Raw genomic sequence first — 25,053 nt, forward strand, 5'->3', positions numbered from 1 at the left:
TGGACGCCTATCGGCGCGGTAACACTGAACCCCGAGCGCGACTGCATCGTCAAAACGTATACGCGCTCGACCGATATAGAGCCATTGGCAGCATGACCGAGACGACAACTAGCTTGACTCGCGCCGAAGTATCGCCTTCAACGCTGAATGTTTGTCGCTCTCAAGGGTTTCATCGGTGACCCAGAAAAAGTCGGCCGCCTTCGTCAGGCTTCCTTTGGCAACGTAATGTGTTATCTGCGTTGCAGTCATTGGATCGTTCGGACGAATTGCCTCCGCCAACTGGTTCAGCAATCCTTTCCAGTCCGGCAAACCCGCCAACATCGACACTCCTGCGCCGGCGAAAAGAATTGGAAAGTCGGAATTTTTGAAGAAGTCAGCAAGAGCCTCAGCTACCGAACTAGTTTTGGTTGTCATGTAATAGTGGGGACCAAATTGTTTGTGCTCATTGTGCCACGCACTCTACGTGGTGGAGCTCTTATCGCTTGAAGTCCTGAGGCGTCGCACCGGGTATCCGACGAGGCAACCATAGAGCAACCAATTGTAGGTTCGACGTCGACCGCTTGCGTTGTACCAGCCGTGCACTTTTTTGAGGATATGTCGAGAGTCCCGTAAAGGGTACCGCGTTCGCTATCCGTCCGGCGCCGACGCAACGGCATCCGCAGCGATGCCACCGCTCGATCATCAAGCCATGCCAGTTTCGCTGCCACCGGCCAAAACGCCCCGCTTGCCATCCCCACCGAAACCCCTGTAGAATTGCGCGTTCTGCGGGCGTCGTATAATGGCCATTACCTCAGCTTCCCAAGCTGATGACGTGGGTTCGATTCCCATCGCCCGCTCCAGTACATCTCAAACCCCTGCCGCGCAAGGCTTGCAGGGTTCTCCGGCAGTCACTGCCCCTCTTCCCGCGATATCCGTCTCGAATGTGTGCCACGGTGCATTTCCGTCGCGCGTCTGCGCCAGGATCGACCGATAGCTCACCCGTGACGTAGCGTCCGGCGTCTGCCCCATCCGCCACATACCTCCAGCCGCCCTCGCCCAACGACAGGCGAAGACCGGTCGACGCACGCGGCGCCTACCTCATGCCGCCCGCAACATCACGATGAGGATGGGCAAGCACAGCAGGCCATGAAGCACGATCGCGCAATAGGCCGGCACCAAGTCCACTCCGGCATCATCTTTCGCATGCAGCAACGCACCGATCGCCCAGACGAGACCGCCCAGCGAAACGATCCCGCACAGAACCACGACAACCAGCGCCGTACCGATCGCACCAAATCCCGACACCCCTGCGAAGGCCCCCGGATCATTCAGGATCGATATACCGACGATGCCGGCAATCGCACACTCGGCGAGTGCAAGGATGGCAGGGCTGCTACCGATCTTGCGACGCACGGAAGTTGTTTCACTCATGGCTTTTCTCCCCAAAGGCCAGTGATGGCGGATCATGCCGACGCACCCTCTCGCACGGTTGTTGCAAGCGCAACCACCGGCGAAGCATGAATCGTCGCGGCAGCCGTCATCGCTTCTTGTCGTTCTGGCCGCAGGCCGTCGAAACGAAACGCGCACTGTTCATTTTCATCACGTTGCGCACGCGTCTCACGCATCCGGTCATGCCGGTTGCGTACGCGATTCTACTCAATCGCCCGGCGACAGCACATCGTCCGAACCATCCCGCCCCCCCAAGAAAAAAGACACGCGCTCCCTCATCAGGAAAATCGGTCATCGAACAGACGAGCGCCGGCCTCGACGCACTGACCGACGACGAGGAAATCCGCCTGCAACGGATGAATCGCGCGTATCGCGAGCAGCATGGCTTCCCGTTCATCATCTGCGTGCACCACTACACGAGGGCCGGCATCTTCTTCGAACTCGAGAGCCGCGTGTCGCGCGAGACCGCATTCGAACGCGACTACGCGCTGAATCAGATCACCGGCTCGACCAGCGCGTCGGGTGACGCGCCACGCATCCGTTCGCTGAAACGAGGGCCGATGTGGCATACGCTTCGGCCCCGTCCCCATATGCCCCCGCCCCCGAGCACGTCGACGCCGGGCCGACGGCAGCACCGCCGCAGCCCCCGCAACCTTGCCAGTCGGATCAAACCAGTCCATAATCCGGCTCTTTCCGGTTGGCTGAACGGGAAATCCTTAAGGATCAACGGCTTGACGGCGTATCGCCGCTCCCGTCGCCACGTTCCGCAACCGCGCGCCCAGCCGCCTCGTCGAAGGCGGCTTTTTTATACCGCGCTGGCGCGTCCCGCGCGCCCGATGCCCTCGCCCGCAACCGAGCCTTTCTCTGTCACCGATGATGCACGACGACCCGAACGAAACCGGCCTGCCGCCGCACGACGACGCCATTCCCGACGAAGCCGCCGAAGGCGCCGACGCAGTCAATCCGCTGCACCACCGCCGCATCCGCAGCTTCGTGACGCGCGCCGGCCGCGTATCGACCGGCCAGCGCCGCGCGATGGACGAACTCGGCCCGCGCTTCGTGGTGCCGTACACGCCGGAACTGCCCGACTGGAACGCGGTGTTCGGCCGCAACGCGCCGCGCATCCTCGAAATCGGCTTCGGCATGGGCGCATCGACCGCGGAAATCGCTGCGAACCGCCCCGGCGACGACTTCCTCGGCGTCGAGGTGCACGAGCCGGGTGTTGGCGCGCTGCTGAAACTGATTGGCGAGCAGGATCTGCCGAACATCCGCATCATCCAGCACGACGCGGTCGAGGTGCTCGAGCACATGATCGCGCCGGAAAGCCTCGACGGCGTGCACATCTTCTTCCCCGACCCGTGGCACAAGGCGCGCCACCACAAGCGGCGGCTGATCCAGCCGCCGCTCGTCGCGCATCTCGCGTCGCGCCTGAAGCCCGGCGCGTACATTCACTGCGCGACCGACTGGCAGAACTACGCGGAACAGATGCTCGAAGTGCTCGGCGCGGAGCCGACGCTCGAAAACACGGCCGCCGACTACGCACCGCGCCCCGACTACCGCCCAGTGACGAAGTTCGAACGGCGCGGGCTGCGGCTCGGCCACGGCGTGTGGGACCTGGTGTTCCGCAAGCGCGCAAGCTGAGCCCTCCCGCCGCGGCGGCGCATGCCGCCCTGCTCCGGACAAGAAAAAGCCCGACCGGCATCCGCCGATCGGGCTTTTTTCATGGGAGACGCGCCCGCCTCCGTATTCGCGTCACGCCCAGTTGAGCCAGCCGCTGTACCCGACCAGCAGCACGAACAGCCCGAACGCAATCCGGTACCACGCGAACACCGTGAAATCGTGCGTCGCGACGTAGCGCAGCAGCCAGCGCACGCACACGAACGCGCTGACGAACGCCGCGACGAGCCCGAGCGCGAACAGGCCGAGCGAATCGACGGTGAACGCCTGCCAGTCCTTGACGGTTTCGTAGAGCGTCGCGCCGAAGATGATCGGGATCGCGAGGAAGAACGAGAATTCGGTGGCGACGCGCCGGTCGAGGCCGAACAGCATCCCGCCGATGATCGTCGAGCCCGAGCGCGACATGCCGGGAATCAGCGCGAAACACTGTGCGATGCCGACCTTGAGCGCATCGAGCGGCGTCAGCGCATCGACCGACACCACGCGCGGCGGTTCGCGACGCTCGCGCTGCCGCGCCTCGGCCCACAGGATGATCGCGCCGCCCACGACGAGCGCGAACGCGACGGGAACCGGCGAGAACAGCACGGCCTTGATCTTCTTCTCGAACAGCAGGCCGAGTGCGATCGCGGGAATCGTCGCGATCACGACGTTCAGCGTGAAGCGCCGCGCGTCGGGCCGGCTCGGCAGCCCTGACACGATGGACGCGATCCGTTGCCGGTATTCCCAGCAGACCGCGAGGATCGCGCCGAACTGGATCACGACGTCGAATGTCTTCGCGTGCGAATCGTTGAAATTCAGGAAGCTGCCCGCGACGATCAGGTGACCGGTACTCGACACCGGCAGGAACTCGGTCAGCCCCTCGACGACGCCGAGGATCAAAGCCTTGCAGATCAGGATCCAGTCCATCCGTGGCCCAACTCCGAAATGGTCGAATGAATGGGCCACTCTTCCACGCGCGGCCCCCCTCCGGCCGAGCGCGGGTCGTCGTCATTTTTCGACGATCGCCACGCGTATGCCGTTTGTAAGAATCGTAATTGTACCGGGTTCGTAGTTCACCCCGGCAAATTGCAGTTGTTCGGGCTTGAACGTGTAGATCGGATAGTTGGTCAGCAACTGCGTCGCGAGCAGGCCGGCGGCCGCGCCGACCTGTTGCGCGTACATCTGCGCGTCGCCGTCGAGCGCGAGGCTGTCGACGGCCGGCGACTTCAGCACGACCGAGCGGCTCGGCGCGTCGTAAGCAAGCTGGCCCGACACGGTGAACTTGCCGTTGACAGGCGCGCGCAGGAACGGGCTCACGAAATGCGCGTCGAGCTGCACGGCGACGCGGTTCTGGTCGGGCAGCAGGCTGACGGCCGGGTTCGCGAGCGATACGTCGACGACCTGCGCGACCGTCTTCTGGTACGGGAACTTGCGCGCGACGGCTTTCTGCACGTCACCGCGCGAGAACGTGTAGTGATCGGGGATGAACGGGAACGTCGACGCGCACGCGGCGAGCGAGAGCGTCACGCCGATGGCGCCGACGGTTGCGGCAAGAAAACGGCGCCGGCCGGGCGCGCAAGGTGCGGTCATGCTGAACACTCTCCTGGTGACGACGGTCGCGTCGCGGCCTCGAGACGCGTGAGCCACGCGAGCGCGTCGTCGCGCGATGCGCCGCACATGTCCGCCGCCGGCTGCAACCCGGAACAGCACGCGGGCCGCTCGGGGCGGCCGAAGATCCGGCAGCGCAGGTCGTCGCCGAGCTGCACGCAGCGCACGCCGGCCGGCTTGCCGTCGGGCATGCCGGGAATCGGGCTGGAAATCGACGGCGCGATGCAGCACGCGCCGCAGCCCTCGCGGCACGCATGCGGCGGCGGGACGGCTGACGCCGGGCGGACAGGCAATTCGACGGACACTCGGCTCTCTCGAACGAACAACAAAAAAACGGTGCGGCAACCGGACGCGGTGCCGGCAGCCCCACCCCGCATTGTGCCATCGCCGGCTGCGACGTTATTACACAATGCAGCCCAATCGCGCGTTTATATACTCGAAAGCATCTAAAAAGCGCGAGACCATCATGCGTTCTGGTTCTGCCGACACAATGTTCCGTCCCGATTTGCTCGCGAAGTACGGCGCGAACGGGCCGCGCTATACGTCGTACCCCACCGCGCTGCAGTTCCGCGACGATTTCGACCCGGCCGACTACGTGCGCGCGGCAAGCGACCCCGGCGCGTCGTCGAGTGAGCTGTCGCTGTACTTCCACATCCCGTTCTGCAACACCGCGTGCTTCTACTGCGGCTGCAACAAGATCGCGACCAACAACCACCGCCGCGCGCGCCCGTATCTCGACCAGCTCAAGCGCGAGATGGCGCTGCAGGCCGCGTTGTTCGATCCATCACGCCCGGTTACCCAGTTGCACTGGGGCGGCGGCACGCCCACCTTCCTGTCCGACGACGAAACGGCCGAGCTGATGGCGGCCACCCGCGAGCACTTCGCGCTCGCGCCGGATGCCGACGCCGAATTCTCGATCGAGATCGACCCGCGCACGGTCACGCCCGCGACGCTCGTGCACCTGCGCAACATCGGCTTCAACCGGTTGAGCCTCGGCGTGCAGGATTTCGATCCGGTCGTGCAGCAGGCGATCAACCGCATCCAGCCACTTGCGATGACGGCCGACCTGCTCTCGGCCGCGCGCACGACGGGCTTTCATTCGGTGAGCGTCGACCTGATCTACGGGCTGCCACACCAGACCGTCGCCGTCTTCGCGCGCACGCTGGAAACGATCATCGAACTCGCGCCCGACCGGCTGTCGGTGTTCGGCTACGCGCACATGCCGCACCTGTTCAAGATGCAGCGGCAGATCGACGATGCGACGCTGCCGCCGCCGGAAACGCGCATCGCGCTGCTCGGCCTCGCGATCGACATGCTGACGTCGGCCGGCTACGCGTACATCGGGATGGACCACTTCGCGCGGCCGTCCGACGAACTCGTGCACGCGCAGCGCAACGGCACGCTGCAGCGCAACTTCCAGGGCTACAGCACGCGCGCGGATACCGATCTCGTCGGTTTCGGCGTGTCGTCGATCGGCAAGGTCGGCGACGTCTACGCGCAGAACGCGAAGGACCTGCCCGCCTACGGCGCCGCGCTCGACGCGGGCCGGCTGCCGATCGCGCGCGGCGTGCGGCTCACGCCCGACGACCGGCTGCGCCGCGACGTGATCACGCAACTGATGTGCAACCTCGACCTGCCGTTCTCGCACGTCGAGGCCGCGCACGGCATCCGCTTCGCCGATCATTTCGCGCGCGAACTCGACGCCCTGCGCCCGTTCGAGCGCGACGGGCTGGTGACGATCGCGGCCGACCGCCTGACGATCCATCCGGCCGGCCGGATGGTCGTGCGCAACATCGCGATGGCATTCGACGCGTATCTCGGCCAGACGCAGCAGCAGCGCTACTCGCGCACGGTCTGAACCCGGCGGGCCCCGGCCGGCCGCACGCGGGCGGCCGGTTTGATACAGTGTGGGGCTTACGCCCCGCCAGAATCCGCACGATGCGCACCACCAAAGCGACCCACGCGGTCGAACGCCTGAAGACCCGCTCCGGCAACCCGCAATTCGCGGCCGTCGCGATGGCGGGCGGCCTGTTCTATCTCGTCGACCGCTCCGGCGGCACGGCCGAGAAGCGCTGCGAGCCGCTGCCGCTCGACGAGTTCGTCAAGTTCGTCGACGAATTCGGCCCCAAAAAACCGCGCAAGGCGAGCAAGCTCGACCTCGCGTTCGAGGCGCAGATCAAGAAGAGCAAGGGGTAAAGGTCTGTTGCAGGCCGCCTGAAGGCTTCGCGGCCGCCCCGTTTGGTACAATCACGAAGTTTCTCTATCCCCGCTGATGGCCGACCAGGCTGCGTGACCACACCATGAATATCGAAAACGCGCGTTTCAACATGATCGAACAACAGATCCGGCCGTGGGACGTGCTGGATCTCGACGTCCTGGGCCTGCTGTCGATCGTCAAGCGTGAAAACTACGTTCCGGCCGAATACCGCGATCTCGCGTTCGCCGACCTCGAACTCCCGCTGCCCAACGGCAACAGCAAGATGCTGTTCCCGCGCGTCGAAGCGCGCGTGCTGCAGGAGCTGACGGTCAAGAAGCACGAGAACGTGCTCATCATCGGCGCCGGCTCGGGCTACTTGGCTGCGCTATTCGCGCACCGTGCGCAGCACGTGACGGCCGTCGAGATCGATCCGACCAACGCGAAGTTCGCGGAAGACAACCTGCGCAACGACGGCGTGACCAACGCGGAAGTCGTGCTCGGCGACGGTTCGCGCGGCTGGGCCGGCAAGGCGCCGTATGACGTGATCTGCGTCGCGGGCGGCCTGCCCGTCGTGCCGCAGGAAATGCTCGAACAGCTGAAGGTCGGCGGCCGCCTCGCGGCATTCGTCGGCGGCCGTCCGGTGATGAAGGCGCAGATCATCACGCGCATCGACGACAAGCAGTACCGCGTCGCCGACGTGTTCGAAACGTACATCGACCACCTCGTCAACGCGATCGAGCCGTCGCGCTTCAAGTTCTGAGCGGCGGAGCCACCATGCAGATCCTGACGGCCGCGATGCTCGCGGAATGGCTCGGCGACAAGGCGCGTCCCGCGCCGGTCGTGCTCGACGTGCGCGAACCGTGGGAAATCGCGACCGCGCATATCGCCGGCAGCGTGTCGATCCCGATGCAGCAGATTCCCGCGCGCAGCGAAGAGCTCGACGACGAAGCGGAAATCGTCTGCGTGTGCCATCACGGGATGCGCAGCGCGCAGGTCGCGATGTTCCTCGAATCGCGCGGCTTCACGAAGCTGTACAACCTGCAAGGCGGGATCGACGCGTGGTCGCGCGACGTCGATCCGTCCGTGCCGCGTTACTGATACTGCCGGCGGCGCATCGCGCGCCGCCTCGCCGATCGGCACACTGCCGCCGGCCGCACTGATCCCCCGAACGGGCACGCATCGCGTGCCCGTTTCTCTTTTCCGCTCCGGTTAATCACTTCAGCGTCGTCTCGATGACCGGCAGCGGCACTGCGCTGTGTCCGAGCCCTGCCCTGCCCGCGTGGCGCGAAGTCACGGTGCACGGCAGTCCCGCACCGCGTTCCGGTGCCGGCACCGGAACGGGGAACCCCGACCGTGCACCATTTGCGCCCGTGAACCTGCACCGCGACGGACCGCCCATGCTGCACGACGCGTCATGCGCACCGTCCCGACGCCACGCACCGCCCCGCTCAGGCACGCCGGACGTGCATCCGCACGACTGGCACATGCCTTGCGTTACCCCCTTGGCCGACGCCTACACGGCGCACGCATATCCAACACGTCAAGGGGAACCCGATGAAACGTCGCAGTCTGTTGAAGTTCGGTTCGATGGCCGGCGCACTCGCGCTCGCGGGCAAGAGCCCGTTCGCGCACGCGGCCGATGCGGGCACCGGCCCGATCAAGGTCGGCATCCTGCACTCGCTGTCGGGCACGATGGCGATCTCGGAGACGTCGCTGAAGGACACGGCGTTGATGACGATCGCCGACATCAACAAGAGCGGCGGCGTGATGGGCCGCAAGCTCGAGCCCGTGGTGGTCGATCCCGCATCGAACTGGCCGCTGTTCGCGGAGAAGGCGCGCCAGCTGCTCACGCAGGACAAGGTCGCGTGCGTGTTCGGTTGCTGGACGTCGGTGTCGCGCAAGTCCGTGCTGCCGGTATTCGAGGAGCTGAACGGCCTGCTCTACTACCCGGTGCAGTACGAAGGCGAGGAAATGTCGCGCAACGTGTTCTATACGGGTGCGGCGCCCAACCAGCAGGCGATCCCGGCCGTCGAGTACCTGATGAGCGCGGAAGGCGGCGGCGCGAAGCGCTTCTTCCTGCTCGGCACCGACTACGTGTATCCGCGCACGACCAACAAGATCCTGCGCGCGTTCCTGAAATCGAAGGGCGTGAAGGACGCCGACATTCAGGAGGTCTACACGCCGTTCGGCCATAGCGACTACCAGACCATCGTCGCGAACATCAAGAACTTCTCGCAAGGCGGCAAGACGACCGTGATCTCGACGATCAACGGCGACTCGAACGTGCCGTTCTACAAGGAGCTCGGCAACCAGGGGATCAAGGCGACCGACGTGCCGGTCGTCGCGTTCTCGGTCGGCGAGGAAGAGCTGCGCGGGATCGACACGAAGCCGCTCGTCGGCCACCTCGCCGCGTGGAATTACTTCATGTCGGTGAAGAACCCGACCAACACGAAGTTCAAGGACCAGTTCGCCGCGTGGGTGAAGGCGAACAACCTGCCGGGCGGCGCGAAGCGCGTGACCAACGATCCGATGGAAGCGACCTACGTCGGCATCCACATGTGGAAGCAGGCTGTCGAGAAGGCGAAGAGCACCGACGTCGACAAGGTGCGCGTCGCGATGATCGGCCAGACCGTCGCCGCGCCGTCGGGCTTCACGCTCGCGATGGACGGCAATCATCACCTGCACAAGCCGGTGATGATCGGCGAGATCCGTGGCGACGGGCAGTTCAACGTCGTGTGGAAGACCAAGACCGCGGTGCGCGCGCAACCGTGGAGCCCGTTCATCGCGGGCAACCAGGGCAAGCCGGACATCGTCACGTCGATCCCGGTCTTTCTGCGCCGGCAGCGCGCGGCGCTCGCCTGATGCAGGGTGGCACGTCGCGCTTCATGCGCGACGTGCCGCTCGCACACCGGCGCCGATATCGATGCGCCGGCCACGCTTGCCTTCATGAACAGCAAGCGACCGCGCGTCGCCGCCCGCATTCGCTTCCCCACGCCCGACAGGATTTCCCGATGCCTACACGCTTTCGCCGAGCCGCCGTCGCGATCGTCGCGTGCGCCGCCCTCGCGGGCGGGCTGCCGCGCGCCGCGTTCGCGCTGACGGCTACCGATACCGCCGCGCTCGCCGGCGACGACTTCGACGCGAAGACGGCCGCGATCGAACGGCTCGCCGCCGATCCCGATCCGCGCGCCGTCGCGCTGCTCAACGCGCTGTCGACCGGCGACGCGCTCGCGACCGGTGACGGCCGCCTGCTGGTCCAGACCGGCGACACCGCGCACGACGCGCTCACGCAGGCCGCGACGCCGGCCGGCGACGCGCAGCCCGTGATGCTGAACAACCTGCTGCGCACGAAGATCGCGGGCGCGCTGTCGGGGCTCGCGCTCGCATCGCCCGACGTCGCCGCGCGCCGCGACGCGATCGATGCGTTGCTGAAAGCGCCCGACCCGGCACTCAAGCCGATGATCGACCGCGCGCGTGCGAAGGAAACCGATCCCGCATTGAAGCGCCGCCTCGACGCGTTGTGGGCGATCGCCGCGCTGCACGACGCCGATCCGGCAAAGCGCCTCGAAGCCGTGCAGGTGGTGGCCGCGCGCCGCGATCTCGACATGATCGAGCAGTTGCGCCCGCTCGTCGCGAAGAACGCCGACGGCAGCTACGCGGAGCCGGACGCGCGCGTGCGCGACGCCGCGCAGCAGGGGCTCGAAGCGCTGCACGCGTTGCAGCGCCGCGGCGAGATCGTCGGCACGCTGTTCGCGGGCCTGTCGCTCGGCAGCGTGCTGCTGCTCGCCGCGCTCGGCCTCGCGATCACGTACGGGCTGATCGGCGTGATCAACATGGCGCACGGCGAATTCCTGATGATCGGTGCGTACGCAACCTATGTGGTGCAGACGCTGATCCAGCGCTACGCGCCCGGCGCGTTCGACTGGTATCCGCTCGTCGCAGTGCCGGTGTCGTTCGTGACGGCCGCGCTCGTCGGCATCGTGCTCGAACGGCTCGTGCTGCGGCACCTGTACGGCCGCCCGCTCGAGACGCTGCTGGCGACGTTCGGCGTGAGCCTGATCCTGATCCAGGCGACGCGGATGCTGTTCGGCGCGCAGAACGTGCAGGTCGTGAATCCGTCGTGGATGAGCGGCGGCGTGACCGTGATGCAGAACCTGATCCTGCCGTACAACCGGCTCGCGATCCTCGCATTCGCGCTGGCGGTGGTGTTCGTCGCGTGGGCCGTGCTGACGAAGACGCGGCTCGGCCTGTTCGTGCGCGCCGTCACGCAGAACCGCCGGATGGCCGCGTGCGTCGGCGTGAAGACCGCGCGCGTCGACGCGTATGCGTTCGCGTTCGGAGCGGGCATCGCGGGCCTCGGCGGCTGCGCGCTGTCGCAGATCGGCAACGTGGGGCCCGACCTCGGCCAGAACTACATCATCGATTCATTCATGGCCGTCGTGCTCGGCGGGGTCGGGCAGATCGCCGGCACCGTGCTCGGCGGCTTCGGGCTCGGCCTCGCGAGCAAGGCGATCGAGCCGTTCTGGGGCGCCGTGCTCGCGAAGATCGCGGTGCTCGTGATGATCGTGCTGTTCATCCAGAAACGTCCGCAGGGCATGTTTGCCCCGAAGGGCCGCAGTGCGGAGGCTTGACGTGACTTCATTCACCCACTCGTTGTCCAATCCGGCCGCCGATTCGCCGAAGCCGACTGCCGCCGCCCGCGCGGAAGAACGCTTCGCACTCGGCCTGCCGCCCCGCCCCGCGCTGCTGTCGCGGCGCGCGTGGCTCGCGCTGATCGCGCTGTGCATCGCGATCGGCATCGGCGTGCCGCTCGCCGCGCTCGTCGCGCCCGAGTCGAGCGTGTTCCATCTGTCCGCGTACGCGATGACGCTCACCGGCAAGCTGATGTGCTACGCGATCGCCGCGCTCGCACTCGATCTCGTGTGGGGCTACTGCGGGATCCTGAGCCTCGGCCACGGGCTGTTCTTCGCGCTCGGCGGCTATGCGATCGGCATGTATCTGATGCGCGAGATCGGCCGCGACGGCAAGTACGGCAGCGACCTGCCCGACTTCATGGTGTTCCTCGACTGGCACCAGCTGCCGTGGTACTGGAGCGGCACGCAGCATCTCGCATGGGCGCTCACGCTCGTCGTGCTCGTGCCGGCCGTGCTCGCGTGGGTGTTCGGCTTCTTCACGTTCCGCTCGCGGGTGAAGGGCGTGTACCTGTCGATCATCACGCAGGCCATGACGTTCGCCGCGATGCTGCTGTTCTATCGCAACGAGACCGGCTTCGGCGGCAACAACGGCTTCACCGACTTCAAGCGCATCGCGGGCTTCGCGATCACGTCGCCCGGCATGCGCACGGTGCTGTTGCTGCTGACGTTCGCGACGCTGGTGCTCGCGTTCATCGCGGCGCGCGCGATCGTCACGAGCAAGCTCGGGCGCGTCGTCACCGCGGTGCGCGACGGCGAGACGCGGCTGATGTTCCTCGGCTACAGCCCGCTCGCGTACAAGCTGTTCGTGTGGACCGTGTCGGCCGTGCTGTGCGGCATCGCAGGCGCGCTGTACGTGCCGCAGGTCGGCATCATCAACCCCGGCGAGATGTCGCCCGGCAACTCGATCGAGATGGCGATCTGGGTCGCGGTGGGCGGGCGCGGCACGCTGATCGGGCCGATCGTCGGCGCGTTCGCGGTGAACGGCGCGAAGAGCCTGTTTACCGCGTACTTCGCCGAATACTGGCTGTTCTTCCTCGGCCTGATCTTCGTGCTCGTGCCGCTGCTGCTGCCGCGCGGGATCATGGGCCTCGTCGAAACCGTGCTCGCGAAGGGGAAACGCGCATGAACGGAACGGCCCTCTACCAATTCACGCCGCCGCCCGAGGACGAACTGCTGGCCGTCAGCGGCACCGCATCGATGGGGCGCGTGGTGCAGCCCGGCATCGATACGTCGCATGGCACGATCCTCTACCTCGAGGATATCGAGGTGAGCTTCGACGGCTTCCGCGCGCTCAAGAAGCTGTCGCTCGCGATCGACGCGGGCGAGCTGCGCTGCGTGATCGGCCCGAACGGCGCCGGCAAGACGACGATGATGGACGTGATCACCGGCAAGACGCGCCCTGACGCAGGCAAGGTGTTTCTCGGCCAGACGCTCGATCTCGCGCGGATGAACGAGCCCGAGATCGCACGCGCGGGCATCGGCCGCAAGTTCCAGAAGCCAACCGTGTTCGAACAGCACCCGGTGTGGGAGAACCTCGAGCTCGCGATGCAGACCGACAAGGGCTGGCTCGCGTCGCTACGTGCCCGGCTCGACCGTGCCGCGCAGGCGAAGATCGAGGAGACGCTCGCGCTGATCGGCCTCGAAAGCCACGCATTCCGCGCGGCCGGCGAGCTGTCGCACGGGCAGAAGCAGCGGCTCGAGATCGGCATGCTGCTGATGCAGCGCCCCGCCCTGTTGCTGCTCGACGAGCCGGCGGCCGGGATGACCGATCACGAGACGATGGAACTCGCCGAGCTGCTGAACACGCTGCGCGGCACCTGCTCGATGATGGTCGTCGAGCACGACATGGAATTCGTCGCAGCACTCGCGGGCGACACGGGCCGCGTGACGGTGATGGCCGAAGGCGCCGTGCTCGCGCAGGGCACGCTCGACCAGGTCAAGCGCGACGACGCGGTGATCGAGTCTTACCTTGGACGATGATGCGATGCTGAAGATCGATGCACTGAACCAGTACTACGGCGGCAGCCACATCCTGCGCAACGTGAGCCTCGCCGCCGACGACGGCAAGCTCACCGTGCTGCTCGGCCGCAACGGCGTCGGCAAGAGCACGCTGCTGCGCTGCCTGATGGGCGTCGTCGCCGCGAAGAGCGGCAGCGTATCGTGGCGCGGCACGGCGCTCGGCGCGATGCCGCCGTACGCGCGCGTCGCGGCCGGGCTCGCGTACGTGCCGCAGGGACGCGACATTTTTCCGCGGCTGACCGTCGAGGAAAACCTGCTCGTCGGCGCGGCGAGCCGCAAGACGCCGTCGAAAGTGCCCGACCGCATCTACGACCTGTTCCCGGTGCTGAAGGACATGCGCGCGCGACGCGGCGGCGACCTGTCGGGTGGCCAGCAGCAGCAACTCGCGATCGGCCGCGCGCTGATGAGCGAGCCGCAGTTGCTGATCCTCGACGAGCCGACCGAAGGCATCCAGCCGTCGATCATCCAGGACATCGGCCGCACGCTGCGCCAATTGGTCGACGAATCGAAGATGACCGTGCTGCTCGTCGAGCAATACTACGACTTCGCCCAGTCGATCGCCGACCGCTACTGGGTCATGAGCCGTGGCGAGATCGTCGCGGGCGGCGACGCGCGCGACATGGAGACGAACGGCGTGCGGGAACTGATCGCGGTATAGCGGGAAAGGCGACCCGGGGCGGCGTTGCGTCCGACGATCGGCCCGCAACACCGATCCGGTGCCTCGCCGAACGGCGCCTGTCGGGCACGCGCCGGCGAAGCAGCACGGCCCGGGAACGGCGTTGCCACGCCCCGCAACGCGGGCACCTCGGCGTATATTGTTGCGGTAGCATCCTCGTTCACCGCGCCCGCCCCCCTGCTTCCCGCCGATGTCCGCCCCCGACTCCCATGCCCCGCTGTCCCGCCCCGCCGTCGCCAAGTCGTGGCACGGCCGCCTCGAACTCGGCTTCGAACGGCACGGCGCGCGCACGACGCTCGCGCACCGGCTGCACGACGGCCCGCTGCGCGTGCAGCGGCCGCTGTACCCGGAAGGCGACGCGATCTGCCACGCGGTGATCGTCCACCCGCCCGGCGGCGTCGCGGGCGGCGACCGGCTCGACATCGACATCGCGCTCGGCAACGGCACGCATGCGGTGCTGACGACACCCGGCGCGACCAAGTGGTACAAGTCGAACGGGCTGGACGCGACGCAGCGCATCGGCATCGCGGTCGGCGAGCACGCGAAACTCGACTGGCTGCCGCAGAACAACCTGTTCTTCGACGCGGCGCACGCGTCGCTCGATTTCACGGTCAAGCTCGGCGCGGGCGCCAGTGCAATCGGCTGGGACGCGTCGCAGCTCGGCCGACAAGCGGCCGGCGAAACCTGGTCGGCGGGCCGCATCGCGTCGACGTCGGCGCTCGTCGATGCCGACGGCCGGCCACGATGGACCGAACGCGCGCTGCTCGATGCGCACGACCCGCTGCGCGGTGCTTTGCAGGGTCTCGCCGGCTTTCCCGCGTACGGCACGCTGTGGGCGGCCAGCGCCGCGTGCGACGCCGCGCTCGCCGAATCGCTCGCCGCGCGGATGCCGTTCGATGCCACGCTGCGCGCGGGCGCGACCTGCGTGACACCGGGCGTCGTGCTGGTCCGCGCGCTGTCGACGTCGATGGAAGCGCTGCAACGCCACTTCACCGACTGCTGGCTGCATCTGCGGCCGATCGTGCACGGCGTCGACGCACGGCCGCTGCGCCTCTGGCAGACCTGAGCGCGATCGCACCACGCACCGTTTCGGCGCAGCGTCGCGAGCGGCGCTGCACGTTGCGCATGCATCGCGCACCACGAGCGCGCATCGCGCTGCGTACAACGCACATGGCACACGCCTTGCTCCTTACATAACCGATACGCGACGCACGCAAAACAGCGCGGTGCTACGATGACCCGCGCGTTCGCCCCGTTGCGCACGCACCGATAAAAATTACGTTTTCCTGAACGTTTGCCTTCATGAAACTGACTCCCCGAGAGAAAGACAAGCTGCTGATCTTCACGGCGGCGCTGCTGGCCGAGCGCCGTCGCGCACGCGGCCTGAAGCTCAACTATCCGGAGGCGGTCGCCTTCATCACCGCCGCGCTGATGGAAGCCGCGCGCGACGGCAAGACGGTCGCCGAGGTCATGCATTACGGCACGACGCTGCTCACGCGCGACGACGTGATGGACGGCGTGCCGGAGATGATTCCCGACATCCAGGTCGAGGCGACCTTCCCCGACGGCACGAAGCTCGTGACCGTCCATCACCCGATTCCGTGAGGTCCCGCATGATCCCCGGCGAAATCCTCACCGACGACGGCGAACACGAACTGAATGCAGGCCGCGCCACGCTGACGCTCGTCGTCGCGAACACCGGCGACCGCCCGGTGCAGGTCGGCTCGCACTACCACTTCTTCGAAGTCAACGACGCACTGTCGTTCGATCGCGCGGCCGCGCGCGGCTTTCGCCTGAACATCGCGGCCGGCACCGCCGTGCGCTTCGAGCCGGGCCAGACGCGCACCGTCGAACTCGTCGCACTCGCGGGCGAGCGCGCCGTCTACGGTTTTCAGGGCAAGGTGATGGGGCCGCTGTAAGCCGCGCCCCGCTCTTCAGGAACAGCAACATGACACTACGCTTGAGCCGCCGCGCGTACGCGGAAATGTTCGGGCCGACGACGGGCGACCGCGTCCGGCTCGCCGATACCGAACTGCTGATCGAGATCGAACGCGACTTCACGACCTACGGCGAGGAAGTGAAATTCGGCGGCGGGAAAGTGATCCGCGACGGGATGGGCCAGTCGCAGCGCGTCGCAGCCGAGGTGCCCGACACGATCATCACGAACGCGGTGATCCTCGATCACTGGGGCATCGTGAAGGCCGACATCGCGATCAAGCACGGCCGCATCGCCGCGATCGGCAAGGCCGGCAACCCCGACATCCAGCCGGGCGTGACGATTCCGATCGGCGCGGCGACCGAAGTGATCGCCGGCGAAGGGCTGATCGTGACGGCGGGCGGCATCGACACGCACATCCACTTCATCAGCCCGCAGCAGATCGACGAGGCGCTCGCATCGGGCGTCACAACGATGCTCGGCGGCGGCACGGGGCCGGCCACCGGCACCAACGCAACGACCTGCACGCCGGGCCCGTGGCACATGGAGCGGATGCTGCAGGCCGCCGACGGCTGGCCGATCAACCTCGGCTTCCTCGGCAAGGGCAATGCGAGCCTGCCGCAGCCGCTCGTCGAGCAGATCGCGGCCGGCGCGATCGGGCTGAAGCTGCATGAAGACTGGGGCACGACGCCCGCCGCGATCGACAACTGCCTGTCGGTCGCCGACGACACCGACACGCAGGTCGCGATCCACACCGACACGCTGAACGAAGGCGGCTTCGTCGAATCGACGGTCGCCGCGTTCAAGGGCCGCACGATCCACACCTACCACACCGAAGGCGCCGGCGGCGGCCATGCGCCCGACATCCTGAAGGTGTGCGGCGAGTCGAACGTGCTGCCGTCGTCGACCAACCCGACGCGCCCGTACACGATCAACACGCTCGACGAGCATCTCGACATGCTGATGGTGTGCCATCACCTCGATCCGTCGATCGCCGAGGATCTCGCGTTCGCCGAATCGCGGATCCGCCGCGAGACGATCGCGGCCGAGGACATCCTGCACGATCTCGGCGCGCTGTCGATGCTGTCGTCCGATTCGCAGGCAATGGGCCGCGTCGGCGAAGTGATCATCCGCACGTGGCAGACCGCGCACAAGATGAAGGTGCAGCGCGGCGCGCTGCCCGAGGACGGTGCGCGCAACGACAACTTCCGCGCGAAGCGCTACGTCGCGAAGTACACGATCAACCCGGCGCTCACGCACGGGATCGCGCACGAAGTCGGCTCGATCGAGCCCGGCAAGTGGGCCGACCTCGTGCTGTGGGAACCGGCGTTCTTCGGGATCAAGCCGGCCATGATCCTGAAGGGCGGGATGATCGCGATGGCGCAGATGGGCGACCCGAACGCGTCGATCCCGACGCCGCAGCCGGTCCACTATCGCGAGATGTTTGCCACCCGCGGCGGCGCACTCGCGCGCACGTCGCTGACCTTCGTGTCGCAGATGGCGGCCGATGCGGGCATCGCGGAACGCTACGGCCTCGCGAAGCGGATCGTGCCCGTGCGCAACTGCCGCAACGTGACGAAGGCCGACATGATCCACAACGCGTGGCGCCCGTCGATCAGCGTCGACCCCGAAACCTACGACGTGATCGCCGACGGCCAGTTGCTCACCTGCGAGCCGGCCACGGTGCTGCCAATGGCGCAGCGTTATTTCCTGTTCTGACCTGATTGCCGGTTTTCGATTCATGCGCACCCTCGACAAACGCATTGCCCCGAACGTGAAACTCGCCGCGTCGCTCGTCGCGCGCGCGCCGACGCTCACGCTCGCCTACGACGCCCGCTGCAAGAGCCGCCTCGCGGCGACGCTCGACACCGGCGAGGACGTCGCGGTCCTGCTGCCGCGCGGCACGATCCTGCGCGACGGCGACGTGCTGGTTGCCGACGACGGTGCACTCGTGCGCATTGCCGCCGCGCCCGAAACCGTGCTGCTCGTGCGCGCCGCCGATCCGCTCACGCTGATGCGCGCCGCATACCACCTCGGCAACCGCCACACGCCGGTCGAGATCGGCGACGGCTACCTGAAGCTCGAAGCCGACCCGGTGCTCGCGGACATGCTGCGCCGGCTCGGCACGCAGGTCGAGGAAGCGAGCGCGCCGTTCCAGCCGGAAGCCGGTGCATACGGCGGCGGCCACAAGCACGGGCACGACGCGACGTTCGCCGAGGACTACGCGCTCGCGCAGCAAGTGTTCGGCGAGCATCACGGCCACTCGCACGATCACGATCACCAGCATGGTCCGGGTTGTTCTCACGGCCACGGTCATGACCACCACTGAACTCGTCGCGCTGCTGCATCTCGCGTCACCGGCACTGCCGATCGGCGCGTTCAGCTATTCGCAGGGTCTCGAAGCGGCGCTCGACGCGAACCTGATCCGCGACGCCGACACCGCGCGCGACTGGATCGCGAGCGGCCTGACCGACGTGCTCGCGCACGGCGAGCTGCCGTTCCTCGCGCACCAGCTCGCACGCTGGCACGCGCACGACGCATCGGCACTCGCTACCGAAAACGCGTGGTTCATCGCGAGCCGCGAATCGGCGGAACTGCGCCGCGAGACCGAACAGATGGGCTGGTCGCTTGCGCAGCTGTGCGCATCGCTCGAATGGGGCGACGCCGCGCGCCGCGCGACGCTCGCGTCGATTTCGCCGATCGCGCTGCCCACCGCATTCGCCTATGCCGCCGCCGCGCACGACGCGAGCGCCGACGCCGTGCTCGCCGCGTATGCATTCGGCTGGGTCGAGAACCAGACGTCCGCCGCGCTGAAGGCGGTACCGCTCGGCCAGCTCGCCGGGCAACGCATCATCGTCGCGCTGCGCGGCGCGATCGACGCGGCCGTGCGCCGCGCGCTCGCGACGCCGCCCGACGCCGTCAACACGTTCGCGCCGCAGCTCGGCATCCTGTCCGCGCGGCACGAAACCCAGTATTCGCGGTTGTTCCGCTCCTGAATCCGACACTATCCGCCATGAACGCACCTGCCCCTTCCTCCGCCCGCCGCACGAAGAAACTGCCGCCGCTGCGCGTCGGCATCGGCGGCCCCGTCGGCTCCGGCAAGACCACCCTGCTTGAAATGCTGTGCAAGGCGATGCGCGACAAGTACGACCTCGTCGCGATCACCAACGACATCTATACGAAGGAAGATCAGCGGCTGCTGACGGTCGCGGGCGCGCTGCCCGAGGAGCGCATCATGGGCGTCGAGACGGGCGGCTGCCCGCACACGGCGATCCGCGAGGATGCGTCGATCAACCTCGAGGCGGTCGACCGGATGCTGTCGCGCTTTCCCGATGCCGACATCGTGTTCATCGAATCGGGCGGCGACAATCTCGCAGCGACCTTCAGCCCCGAGCTGTCGGACCTGACGATCTACGTGATCGACGTCGCGGGCGGCGAGAAGATTCCGCGCAAGGGCGGCCCCGGCATCACGAAGTCCGACCTGCTCGTGATCAACAAGACGGATCTCGCGCCGCTGGTCGGTGCGAACCTCGACGTGATGGCGTCCGACACGAAGAAGATGCGCGGCGAGCGGCCTTACGTGATGACGAACCTGAAGGCGCTCGACGGCGTCGCGGACGTGATCGCGTTCATCGAGAAGAAGGGTTTGCTGACGGTCTGAGCGGCGCGGCGGCGCCATACGGTGCCGCCACGCATGCTCCCGGCGGCATTGCGCCGCCTTCGTCTAGTCGTCGGAATTATCCTGCGCGTCCTGCAGCGCGCGCCCGCCGCGTTCGGCGGGCGGCAGCAGTGCCGCGAGCACGTCGACCGTGCGCGCGGTCGCGCCGCGGTGACGCGACGCGAATGCGGCACCGGCCGAACCCATCGCGATACGCCGCGCCTTGTCGGCGAACAGCGCGTCGAGCACGTGCGCGAGATCGAGCGGATCCTCGACCTGCAGCGCCGCGCCGGCCGCGACCGCGTCGGCGGTCGCCTGCGTGAAGTTGAATACGTGCTTCCCGATCAGCACCGGCACGCCGACCGCGCACGCTTCGATCAGGTTCTGGCCGCCGAGCGGCAACAGGCTGCCGCCGATGAACGCTACGTCGGCCGCCGCGTAATACGCGCCGAGCTCGCCCATCGAATCGCCAAGCAGCACCGACACGTCGTCCGGCAGTGGCTCGGCAGCCGGCCGGCCGGCCGCGAGCGCGGCCTTATCGGCCGCCCATACCGAGCGTCGCACGCACTTGAGCCCGCTGCGCTCGACGAGCGCCTCGACCTCGGCGAAACGCTGCGGATGACGCGGCACGAGCACCAGCAGCGCGCCGGGCGTGCGCATCGACGCGAATGCCTGCAACACCAGCGCCTCTTCGTTCTCGCGCGTGCTCGCGGCCACCCACACGGGCCGCGCGCCGATCGTGTCGCGCCACGCATGGCCGCGCGCCGCGAGTTCCGGCGGCGTCGTCATGTCGAACTTCAGGTTGCCGAGTACGGTCACGTTGCGCGCGCCGAGCGACGTCAGCCGCTCCGCGTCGGCCGGGCTCTGCGCGAGCACGCGCGAGAAGCCGCCGAACACGTCGTGCGTCGCCGCGCCGAACTTCGAGGCACGCCGGAAAGAACGCGCGGACATGCGCGCATTGGTCAGCACCAGCGGCACGTCCGCACGGCGGCACTCGTCGATCAGCGTGGGCCACACCTCGGTTTCCATCACGAGGCCGAGCGTCGGCCGCCACGCGCGCAGGAAGCGCCGCACCGCGCCGGGCATGTCGTACGGCAGGTAGCAGCGCAGCACGCGATCGCCGAAGATCTGTTCGCCGGTCGCACGGCCGCTCGGCGTCATGTGCGTGAGCAGGATGCGTGCATCGGGGCGCGCATGCATCAGCGCGTCGATCAGCGGCTGCGCCGCGCGCGTCTCGCCGACCGATACCGCATGCACCCAGATCAGCGGCGCACGGTCGTCACGCGAGCGGCCCGCCCCGTGGCCGAAGCGTTCGCCGATATGCTCGCGATAGCCGCGCTCCTTGCGCGAGCGCACGACAAGCCGGATGACGGCGATCGGTGCGACGAGCCACCACAGCGCGCGATAGATCACCCTCAGCATGCCGCGTCCCTTGTCTTGCTTCGAAGAAAATGCGCGCTCAAACCAGCGCCCTGCCCTTCAGGCGTTCGAGAATGCCGAGCGGCGCGCATTCGCGGCGGACCATCGCGTCGACCGGCAGGAAGAAGGTCTGCTCGAGCATGAACTGGCCGGACATCACAGCGTGCGAAGTCTGATCCGAGAAACATATCCACACGCAGCCCGGCGGAAACGGCATCGTCTCCTGCGGGCTCGTCTTCTGGTAGTCGAGATCGGCCTTCATGCTGTCGTGCAGGTTCAGCATCAGGTGGTCGTACGCGCTGCGCGGCGACTTCGTCACGTGCAGCAGGTTCAGCAGCCACGCGGCGCCCGGCAACTGCGGCTTGATGTGCGGCAGGAAGCGCTTCGCGACGTCCTCGAACGGCTCGCCGACGCGCCACACGCGCGGCACGCCGGCCGGGTTCACGTTCGTGAACACGCGCAGGATGCGCTCGCCGTAGTTGGGCCGCGACGGGAACGCGTCGACGTGCAGCCGGCTGTCGTCCTTGCGCCAGGACGTCTGGCGCGTCTCGACCTGCATCAGCCGCAGGCTGGTCGGTGCGACGCGCAGCTTGCCGCGGTATTCGGGAAAGAGGCCGTCGACGAGCGTGCCGGCCTGCTGCTGGAAGCGTGCGACGAGCGCGCGCACCGCCGACTGCGTGACGCTGTCGCCGAGCACGCCGGCAAGCGCGCCGCCGTTCGGCGCGAGGCTGATGTTCTTGCGTTTCGGGTCGGCGAGCGCCGGATCGAGCAGCGCTTCCTCGCCGCCTTCGATCGCGAAGCGCAGGTGCGGGAAATACAGCACCTTGCCTTCCTCGACGGCGGCCAGCAACTGCTCGCGCGGCGCCGACAGGTTGTGTCCGCTCCAGTCGGCGGACGAGACTTCGATGATCTGGGATTCGCTCATGTTCGGTTCGCGTGGGTTCGCGCGTGTGACAGCGTTACAGGAGACCGAAGCCCGCGAGCGCCGACTTCACCTGCGCGATCGACGGGGGTTGCCCCGCCGTGCCGAGATTGACGACGTTCGGCGACCAGTAGCCGCCGGTCCGCCAGGCCGTCGCGAAATTGTACAGTTCGACCGTCGGACGCTTCAGCGCGGCCGCGATGTGAACCAGACCTGTATCAACCCCGACGGTGGCGGCCGCGCCCTCGATCAGCCCGACCACGGCCGGCAGCGACAGCCGCGGCGGCACGATCGCCGCCGCGCCGAATTCCTTCGCGAGCCGCTCACTGGTCGCGCGCTCCGCGTCGTTGCCCCACGGCAGCACGAGCGACGCGCCGCGCCGCACGAGCGCCTGGCCGAGCTCGATCCACGCGGCGTCCGGCCATTGCTTGTCGGCACGCGACGTCGCATGGACGAACACCACGTACGGCACCGGCAGGTTCAGGCCGAGCGCCGCCACGGCGAGCGCCGCCGCACGCGTATCGAGGCCGAAGTCGACCGGATCGGCCGGCGTCGGCGCCGGGTCGCCCAGCGCGGCCGCGACGAGTTGCCGCGAGCGCTCGACGACGTGCGTGCGCGGCGCGATCGGCACGCGCTTGCGATAGAAGAAGCGCACCGGCCACTCGTAGCCGGCGCCATCGGTGCGGTTGCCGAGCCCGACGAGCGGGCCGCGCGCCCAGCTCGCGACCCAGGCCGTCTTGATGAGGCCCTGGCAGTCGATCACGAGGTCGTACTGCTCGGCCGCGAGGCGCTGGCGGAAGGCCCGGATCTCGCGCCACGTGGCGCCCGAGAACGGCTTCTTGCGCCAACGGCGCAGCGAGAACGGCAGCACGTTGCGCACGCCGTCGACGAGCTTGACCAGGTCGACGAAGCTTTCCTCGACGAGCCAGTCGATCTGCGCATCGGGGTGGCGGCGCCGGATATCGGCGATCACCGGCATGTTGTGCACGACGTCGCCCAGCGACGACACGCGCACGATCAGGATCTTTTGCACGCTGAAAAAACGCCGGCTGGCAGCCGGCGACAAGCAGAAAGGAGCGATTTTATCGCGCCCGGAGAGCCTAGGGCCTGTTCCCGCTAATAACGGGCTTGCGAACGTGCCTTGCCGGCTGCAGTGCAAGAAGCAAGGAGCGCCGTTTGGCTCGTGCCAAACAAGCGACGCGCGACGCCGCAATGCGGCCGGCAAGGCACGTTCCCGTGATTAAAAATTCCTTTGTGGGGCTGGCCGCCAGAAGGGCCCGTTATTAGCGGGAACAGGCCCTAGAGACAAAAAGCGGCCGCACGCGTGTCGCGTGCGCCGCTTTTCGGGGGAGGCGCGACGATCGGACTCACCATCGCGCCGTTGGCGGCCCATAGGCCGCCGAGGCTCAGAACGGCAGCTTGACGTCCGGCTTCGCGGCCGTCAGCACGCGGCGGAAGTCCTCCTGGATGCGCTTGAGCCCTTCCTGCGTCTCGGACTCGAAACGCATCACGACGACCGGCGTCGTGTTCGACGAACGCGCCAGGCCGAAGCCGTCCGCGTACTCGACACGCAGGCCGTCGATCGTCACGACTTCCTCGGCGCCGTCGAACTTCGCCTCTTTCTGCAGCTTGTCGATCAGGCGGAAATTTTCGCCTTCGTCGAGCCACAGCTGCAGTTCAGGCGTGCTCATCGCGTCCGGCAGCCCGTTCAGCAGCGCGCTCGGATCGGCCGTCTTCGTGAGGATCTCGAGCAGGCGCGCGCCCGTGTAGAGACCGTCGTCGAAGCCGTACCAGCGATCCTTGAAGAACACGTGGCCGCTCATTTCGCCGGCGAGCGGCGCACCCGTCTCGCGCAGCTTCGCCTTCACGAGCGAGTGGCCCGTCTTCCACATCAGCGGCTCGCCGCCCTTCGACTTCACCCATTGCGCGAGGTGGCGCGTGCACTTCACGTCATAGATGATCTGCGCGCCCGGGTTGCGCGACAGCACTTCTTCCGCGAACAGCATCAGCTGGCGGTCCGGATAGATGATCTGGCCGTCCTTCGTGACGACGCCGAGGCGGTCGCCGTCGCCGTCGAACGCGAAGCCGATCTCGGCGTCGGTGTCCTTCAGCGCCTGGATCACGTCCTGCAGGTTTTCCGGGTGCGCGGGATCGGGGTGGTGGTTCGGGAACGTGCCGTCGATGTCGGTGAAGCGCTCGACGAGCTCGCAGCCGAGCGCCTTGAACAGGCGCGTCGCGAGCGGGCCGGCCACGCCGTTGCCGGCGTCGACGACGAGCTTCATCGGGCGGGCCGGCTTGATGTCGCCGACGATGCGCGCGATGTATTGATCGGCCACGTCGAACTGCTCGTACGAGCCGCTGCCCGTCTCGAAGCGCTCGTCGACGATGCGGCGGTACAGCGCCTGGATCTGCTCGCCGTAGATCGCCGCGCCGCGCAGCACCATCTTGAAGCCGTTGTAGTCGGGCGGGTTGTGGCTGCCCGTGACGACGATGCAAGAATCGACGCGGCGCTCGCCGTCCTTCAGCGCGAGCGGGACGTTCGCCGCGAAATAGCCGACCGGCGTGGGCACCATGCCGACGTCGACGACGTCGACGCCCGCGGCACGCAGGCCGTCGGCCAGCGCGCCGACGAGGTCCGGCCCGGACAGGCGGCCGTCGCGCGCGACGACGACTGCATCGCCGCCCTGCGCGCGCACTTCGCTGCCGAATGCCCGGCCGATCCCGCGCGCCGTGTCGGTGTCGAGCGTCTTGCCGACCACGCCACGAATGTCATATGCCTTGAAGATGGATTGGGAGATCATCGATTCTCTTCTCTCAGTTGCGTGCATGGAAATTTGTCT

Annotated in this window: 26 protein-coding genes, 1 tRNA gene and 1 pseudogene; 19 read left to right on the top strand and 9 right to left on the bottom strand. The window is 67.4% G+C overall.

The window, feature by feature from the left end:
- Nucleotides 1–108: 108 nt before the first annotated feature.
- A complete protein-coding gene (locus QZM67_RS31620; protein ID WP_301809341.1) occupies nucleotides 109–414 on the bottom strand; it encodes a hypothetical protein in 306 nt (101 codons plus the stop codon).
- Nucleotides 415–764: 350 nt separating this feature from the next.
- Between QZM67_RS31620 and QZM67_RS31625 the strand changes: the two genes are divergently transcribed.
- Nucleotides 765–839, top strand: a tRNA-Gly gene (locus tag QZM67_RS31625).
- Nucleotides 840–1,077: 238 nt separating this feature from the next.
- On the opposite strand, the gene QZM67_RS31630 is transcribed toward QZM67_RS31625, so the two are convergent.
- Nucleotides 1,078–1,410, bottom strand: a complete 333-nt coding sequence (locus tag QZM67_RS31630) for a hypothetical protein (protein ID WP_301809343.1) — start codon at nucleotides 1,408–1,410, stop codon at nucleotides 1,078–1,080.
- 200 nt (nucleotides 1,411–1,610) lie between these two features.
- On the opposite strand from QZM67_RS31630, the pseudogene QZM67_RS31635 reads away from it, so the two are divergent.
- Together QZM67_RS31635 and trmB are read left to right on the top strand one after the other, a co-directional pair.
- Nucleotides 1,611–1,928 (top strand): annotated as a pseudogene (locus QZM67_RS31635) (2-oxo-4-hydroxy-4-carboxy-5-ureidoimidazoline decarboxylase); the annotation flags it as partial.
- Nucleotides 1,929–2,301: 373 nt separating this feature from the next.
- Nucleotides 2,302–3,069 carry a tRNA (guanosine(46)-N7)-methyltransferase TrmB gene (gene trmB, locus QZM67_RS31640; RefSeq protein WP_175021851.1) on the top strand — a complete coding sequence of 256 codons (768 nt, stop codon included), beginning with the start codon at nucleotides 2,302–2,304 and terminating at the stop codon, nucleotides 3,067–3,069.
- Between the two features lie 111 nt (nucleotides 3,070–3,180).
- Here trmB and QZM67_RS31645 read toward each other — a convergent pair whose 3' ends face one another.
- From QZM67_RS31645 to QZM67_RS31655, 3 genes are all read right to left on the bottom strand, one after another.
- Nucleotides 3,181–4,011 (bottom strand): undecaprenyl-diphosphate phosphatase, encoded by an 831-nt coding sequence (locus QZM67_RS31645; RefSeq protein ID WP_301809348.1) that lies wholly within the window; start codon nucleotides 4,009–4,011, stop codon nucleotides 3,181–3,183.
- An 81-nt stretch (nucleotides 4,012–4,092) separates the two neighbouring features.
- Nucleotides 4,093–4,674 carry a DUF1439 domain-containing protein gene (locus QZM67_RS31650; protein WP_175021849.1) on the bottom strand — a complete coding sequence of 194 codons (582 nt, stop codon included), beginning with the start codon at nucleotides 4,672–4,674 and terminating at the stop codon, nucleotides 4,093–4,095.
- Nucleotides 4,671–4,985 (bottom strand): YkgJ family cysteine cluster protein, encoded by a 315-nt coding sequence (locus QZM67_RS31655; RefSeq protein WP_089450665.1) that lies wholly within the window; start codon nucleotides 4,983–4,985, stop codon nucleotides 4,671–4,673. The genes QZM67_RS31650 and QZM67_RS31655 overlap by 4 nt, the downstream gene beginning before the upstream one ends.
- A gap of 173 nt (nucleotides 4,986–5,158) precedes the next feature.
- Here QZM67_RS31655 and hemN point away from each other — a divergent pair, with 173 nt between their 5' ends.
- From hemN to ureG, 16 genes are all read left to right on the top strand, one after another.
- The gene (gene hemN, locus QZM67_RS31660) at nucleotides 5,159–6,550 is read left to right on the top strand and encodes an oxygen-independent coproporphyrinogen III oxidase (RefSeq protein ID WP_301809351.1); all 1,392 of its coding nucleotides are present in this window, start codon (nucleotides 5,159–5,161) and stop codon (nucleotides 6,548–6,550) included.
- 80 nt (nucleotides 6,551–6,630) lie between these two features.
- Nucleotides 6,631–6,888 carry a hypothetical protein gene (locus tag QZM67_RS31665; RefSeq protein WP_006488573.1) on the top strand — a complete coding sequence of 86 codons (258 nt, stop codon included), beginning with the start codon at nucleotides 6,631–6,633 and terminating at the stop codon, nucleotides 6,886–6,888.
- 104 nt (nucleotides 6,889–6,992) lie between these two features.
- Nucleotides 6,993–7,649 (top strand): protein-L-isoaspartate O-methyltransferase, encoded by a 657-nt coding sequence (locus QZM67_RS31670; RefSeq protein ID WP_043181658.1) that lies wholly within the window; start codon nucleotides 6,993–6,995, stop codon nucleotides 7,647–7,649.
- A gap of 14 nt (nucleotides 7,650–7,663) precedes the next feature.
- A complete protein-coding gene (locus QZM67_RS31675; RefSeq protein WP_011351193.1) occupies nucleotides 7,664–7,987 on the top strand; it encodes a rhodanese-like domain-containing protein in 324 nt (107 codons plus the stop codon).
- A 456-nt stretch (nucleotides 7,988–8,443) separates the two neighbouring features.
- The gene (gene urtA, locus QZM67_RS31680; protein WP_301809356.1) at nucleotides 8,444–9,751 is read left to right on the top strand and encodes an urea ABC transporter substrate-binding protein; all 1,308 of its coding nucleotides are present in this window, start codon (nucleotides 8,444–8,446) and stop codon (nucleotides 9,749–9,751) included.
- 149 nt (nucleotides 9,752–9,900) lie between these two features.
- Nucleotides 9,901–11,520 (top strand): urea ABC transporter permease subunit UrtB, encoded by a 1,620-nt coding sequence (urtB, locus tag QZM67_RS31685; protein WP_301809359.1) that lies wholly within the window; start codon nucleotides 9,901–9,903, stop codon nucleotides 11,518–11,520.
- A gap of 1 nt (nucleotide 11,521) precedes the next feature.
- Nucleotides 11,522–12,709: an urea ABC transporter permease subunit UrtC gene (gene urtC / locus QZM67_RS31690; protein WP_301809361.1), complete on the top strand. Its 1,188-nt coding sequence runs from the start codon at nucleotides 11,522–11,524 to the stop codon at nucleotides 12,707–12,709.
- Nucleotides 12,706–13,563, top strand: coding sequence for an urea ABC transporter ATP-binding protein UrtD (urtD, locus tag QZM67_RS31695; RefSeq protein ID WP_175021845.1), 858 nt, complete (start codon nucleotides 12,706–12,708; stop codon nucleotides 13,561–13,563). Before urtC ends, urtD begins: the two co-directional genes overlap by 4 nt.
- A 4-nt stretch (nucleotides 13,564–13,567) precedes the next feature.
- A complete protein-coding gene (gene urtE / locus QZM67_RS31700; protein WP_175021844.1) occupies nucleotides 13,568–14,260 on the top strand; it encodes an urea ABC transporter ATP-binding subunit UrtE in 693 nt (230 codons plus the stop codon).
- 208 nt (nucleotides 14,261–14,468) lie between these two features.
- A complete protein-coding gene (locus QZM67_RS31705; RefSeq protein ID WP_301809367.1) occupies nucleotides 14,469–15,344 on the top strand; it encodes an urease accessory protein UreD in 876 nt (291 codons plus the stop codon).
- 236 nt (nucleotides 15,345–15,580) lie between these two features.
- Nucleotides 15,581–15,883 (top strand): urease subunit gamma, encoded by a 303-nt coding sequence (gene ureA, locus QZM67_RS31710; RefSeq protein WP_006406310.1) that lies wholly within the window; start codon nucleotides 15,581–15,583, stop codon nucleotides 15,881–15,883.
- Between the two features lie 8 nt (nucleotides 15,884–15,891).
- The gene (locus tag QZM67_RS31715) at nucleotides 15,892–16,197 is read left to right on the top strand and encodes an urease subunit beta (RefSeq protein WP_043181642.1); all 306 of its coding nucleotides are present in this window, start codon (nucleotides 15,892–15,894) and stop codon (nucleotides 16,195–16,197) included.
- Between the two features lie 29 nt (nucleotides 16,198–16,226).
- A complete protein-coding gene (gene ureC / locus QZM67_RS31720) occupies nucleotides 16,227–17,933 on the top strand; it encodes an urease subunit alpha (protein ID WP_301809376.1) in 1,707 nt (568 codons plus the stop codon).
- Nucleotides 17,934–17,955: 22 nt separating this feature from the next.
- Entirely contained in the window at nucleotides 17,956–18,543 is a 588-nt protein-coding gene (gene ureE, locus QZM67_RS31725) for an urease accessory protein UreE (protein WP_301809378.1), read from the top strand.
- Entirely contained in the window at nucleotides 18,530–19,210 is a 681-nt protein-coding gene (locus QZM67_RS31730; protein WP_301809381.1) for an urease accessory protein UreF, read from the top strand. Before ureE ends, QZM67_RS31730 begins: the two co-directional genes overlap by 14 nt.
- Before the next feature lie 17 nt (nucleotides 19,211–19,227).
- On the top strand, nucleotides 19,228–19,875 hold the full coding sequence (gene ureG / locus QZM67_RS31735) for an urease accessory protein UreG (RefSeq protein WP_072436159.1): 648 nt from the start codon (nucleotides 19,228–19,230) through the stop codon (nucleotides 19,873–19,875).
- Between the two features lie 63 nt (nucleotides 19,876–19,938).
- Here ureG and waaA read toward each other — a convergent pair whose 3' ends face one another.
- From waaA to QZM67_RS31755, 4 genes are all read right to left on the bottom strand, one after another.
- A complete protein-coding gene (waaA, locus tag QZM67_RS31740) occupies nucleotides 19,939–21,294 on the bottom strand; it encodes a lipid IV(A) 3-deoxy-D-manno-octulosonic acid transferase (RefSeq protein WP_301809388.1) in 1,356 nt (451 codons plus the stop codon).
- 37 nt (nucleotides 21,295–21,331) lie between these two features.
- Nucleotides 21,332–22,216, bottom strand: coding sequence for a Kdo hydroxylase family protein (locus QZM67_RS31745; protein WP_175021837.1), 885 nt, complete (start codon nucleotides 22,214–22,216; stop codon nucleotides 21,332–21,334).
- A 34-nt stretch (nucleotides 22,217–22,250) separates the two neighbouring features.
- Complete coding sequence (gene waaC, locus QZM67_RS31750; protein WP_367620454.1) at nucleotides 22,251–23,279, bottom strand: lipopolysaccharide heptosyltransferase I; 1,029 nt, start codon at nucleotides 23,277–23,279, stop codon at nucleotides 22,251–22,253.
- A 340-nt stretch (nucleotides 23,280–23,619) separates the two neighbouring features.
- Nucleotides 23,620–25,014 carry a phosphomannomutase/phosphoglucomutase gene (locus QZM67_RS31755; protein WP_175021835.1) on the bottom strand — a complete coding sequence of 465 codons (1,395 nt, stop codon included), beginning with the start codon at nucleotides 25,012–25,014 and terminating at the stop codon, nucleotides 23,620–23,622.
- Nucleotides 25,015–25,053: the final 39 nt, after the last annotated feature.

The sequence above is a fragment of the Burkholderia sp. AU45251 genome, from assembly GCF_030482905.1.
In the GTDB taxonomy this organism is placed as follows: Bacteria; Pseudomonadota; Gammaproteobacteria; order Burkholderiales; family Burkholderiaceae; genus Burkholderia; species Burkholderia aenigmatica.